At 58.5% G+C, this 2,957-nt stretch carries 3 protein-coding genes and 1 pseudogene; 2 read left to right on the forward strand and 2 right to left on the reverse strand.

Annotated features, from left to right (window positions below):
* Together ACUTJJ_RS24960 and ACUTJJ_RS24965 are read right to left on the reverse strand one after the other, a co-directional pair.
* Nucleotides 1-270 (reverse strand): annotated as a pseudogene (locus ACUTJJ_RS24960) (LysE family translocator); the annotation flags it as partial.
* Nucleotides 270-1,244 (reverse strand): nitrilase family protein, encoded by a 975-nt coding sequence (locus ACUTJJ_RS24965; protein ID WP_445543775.1) that lies wholly within the window; start codon nt 1,242-1,244, stop codon nt 270-272. The gene ACUTJJ_RS24965 and the pseudogene ACUTJJ_RS24960, both read right to left, overlap by 1 nt.
* 93 nt (nt 1,245-1,337) lie before the next feature.
* On the opposite strand from ACUTJJ_RS24965, the gene ACUTJJ_RS24970 reads away from it, so the two are divergent.
* Nucleotides 1,338-2,198 (forward strand): LysR family transcriptional regulator, encoded by an 861-nt coding sequence (locus ACUTJJ_RS24970; protein ID WP_445543776.1) that lies wholly within the window; start codon nt 1,338-1,340, stop codon nt 2,196-2,198.
* 39 nt (nt 2,199-2,237) lie between these two features.
* A complete protein-coding gene (locus ACUTJJ_RS24975) occupies nt 2,238-2,933 on the forward strand; it encodes an alpha/beta fold hydrolase (RefSeq protein ID WP_445543777.1) in 696 nt (231 codons plus the stop codon).
* Nucleotides 2,934-2,957: the final 24 nt, after the last annotated feature.

A 2,957-nucleotide genomic window follows, 5' to 3' on the forward strand; every position in this document is an offset into this window, starting at 1 on the left:
CCCTGATAGTCTCGAAACCCACTTGGAAACCTCTCTCGAAAGTCGCCGCCGCGCAATAGCAACCCCGCCACTCAAAACAAACCACCACAGTAGGGAGCCAGCAAGGACACCGGTAACCACGTTAGAGGCGTTAAAATCTCCGGGCGCATCAGTTAACCCCAAAACAGCGAACATCGCAGCAAAAGCAAGGATGGTCATGGGTTTTGTGATTGTCAGAAGGAAAGTCGCCGCAATCGTACCGAAAAGGTCTCGCGCAACCGACATCCGCATTACCGATCTGCGGAATTGCGTGTTGGAGCATTTGAGAAACGCGCATCCATAGGAGATAGGTTGTCGGGGCGAGGCTCGGTCAGGACGCCGTAAAGCTCCGGCCTGCGGCCCCTGAGCCAGCGTTGGCCGGTACATTTGTTCAGCAATCCAAGATCTAGTTCGGCAGTGACGATCGCATCCTCTGCGACCCAAGTTTCGGCAATGATGCGACCATAGGGATCAAGAATCATTGCGTTTCCGGTCCGGATCTCATCCTCGTCCTGGCCGACGCCGTTGGTGAAGATCAGGAACATGCCGTTGTCGTGAGCGCGCGAAGGCAGCCAGCGCATAAACCATTCGCGGCCGTTCGGGCCACGAAACTCAGCCTCGATCGCGGCAGGGTCTTCGTGACGCCGGACCCATTTCTCGACGGGGATACGCTTCATCCCATGCGGGCTAACCGAATGACCTCCCCCCGCCTGGTGCGGGGCGATCAGCAATTCGGCACCCATTAGGGCGGTCGCGCGAGCGTTCTCAACCAAGTTGTTGTCCCAGCAGATAAGGATGCCGACACGAATGCCCCACGGCGTGTCGAAGACAGTATAGCGGTTCCCGCTGGAAAACAGGCGGTGCTCCCACGCGTGAAGCTTTCTGTGGCAATGGATTTGGCCATCAGGCATGCAGACGGCGTAGGAGTTGTAGAACTTCCCGCCTTCACTCTCGATAAAGCCTGCGCCAATGGCGATACCCCTGTCGCTTGCCAGCGCTGCGACGTGCAAGATCGACGGGCCGGAGAGCGGTTCGGCCAATGTATCGAGTCCAGTCTTGTCGAGCTTCGGCACGTGCCAATAGCCGGTAATGCACATCTCCGGAAAGGCTACTAGCTGGCTACCCGCTTTGACGGCCATATCCGTGAATTCGTTGATACGGGACAAGTTGTAAGCCTTGTCGCTCGCGCGGTGCTGGAACTGGATCGATGAAACCCTAAGGGACATAGACAACCTCGTGACTGCTGCAGAACTACAGTGTTGATCCGTCATATCCATTCGGTAAAGTGAAATTATTGAAAGAAATGATGCGAGTATGGAATGGAACTAAAACTGCTCCGCGCCTTCGTGCAAGTCGCTAAAACCGGTCACTACGGAATTGCCGCGTCGCGGCTCAACATCACGCAGTCGACATTATCAAAGCAAATTCTGGCGCTTGAGCATCAGGTCGGCGGTAGTATCTTCGAACGCGGTCGCCACGGCGCCAAATTGACGCCGCTGGGGAGCTTGCTCCTGAAGGAGGCCGACAGATTGCTAAAGCTGAGCGATGAGATATCAGGCAAGCTAACACGCGCGAGGTCGGGTCTTGCCGGGCATCTCGATATAGGCTTCGGCATCTCTACGTTGGAACTCGTGCCGCGTCTTGTTGCTGCGTTTCGCGCGGGGGTGCCCGACTGCGAAATCACATTGAACGACATGTCGACGAGCGAACAACATCGGCATCTGAGGAATGGTACGCTGGACCTCGGATTCTGCCGAGCGCCATTGGGCGATGATCTTTCCTTCCAATCTGTTATGGAGGAGAGCCTAGCGCTTGTGGTGCCGCGTGGCACGAAGATGCCTCCATTGGATCACCTCTCCCATTTGAACGCGCTGGGTTTCGTTGCCCTATTACCCGAACGCGGGTCCGGCCTTGCCGCCCAGATCGACCGATGGTGCGGCGCGGCACGGTTCGAGCCACGCACGGTCCAGTATGCCGACGACATCCTGACGGTCCACGCCATCGTTGCTGCCGGACTAGGTGTGGCTTTCCTACCCTTGACCGGAGTGTCCGCATTGAGCGGCAGCACCGACAATCACCCGCTTCAGGGCGAGGCGGCCTCCTGGCCGGTTGGAATCTGCTGGCGACGAGAGGCCGAGAACCCGCTCCTCATGAGGTTTATCGATTTTGTGGTAGGTTGATGAAGTTCTGACACGTATGCCGATGCGGAAACGATCCTGCTGATTTCGGGGCTTGGAACGCAGATGATCCGCTGGTCCGAGCCTTTCTGGACAGGGCTGGCCGCACGAGGCTATCGCGTGATCCGTTTCGACAACCGCGATGCGGGCCGCTCGACGCATTTCAGCGCTTCGCCCGCGCCGGATTTCGACGCGCTCGCAATTGCCCTGATGGCCGGGCGCAGACCTGATGTGCCGTATACGCTTGACGACATGGCAGCGGATGCGATCAGCATTGCCAAGGCGCATGTCGTCGGGCGCTCAATGGGGGGAATGATCGCGCAGGTTCTCGCGAGCAATCATGCTGATCGGGTCCTTTCGCTGACGTCGATCATGTCGAGCACCGGCAATCCGGTCCTGCCGCAGGCGGCACCCGATGTCATGGCGATGATGATGCGCCCTGCGCCTGATCCTATGATCGATCCGGGAGGCACTGCGCGGCAGATCGCTGCCATGGCGGTCGCTGGAGACCGGCGCGCACGCCTTGCAAACATCACGGTCCCGACACTTGTCATCCACGGCGTCGATGATCCATTGATCCCGCCCGCCTGCGGTCAGGATACGGCGCGCTCCATACCGAACGCGGTCTACCTGCCGATCGAGGGCATGGGTCATGATTTGCCACGAGACGTTGAAGAACGGACCATCAACGCGATCTGCAACGTGATGGCAGGCCAATCGTCAGCTGAAGGAACCTGACCATGGCCTTGCCCCAGTCGACTT

The organism is Agrobacterium sp. DKPNP3, from assembly GCF_052686535.1.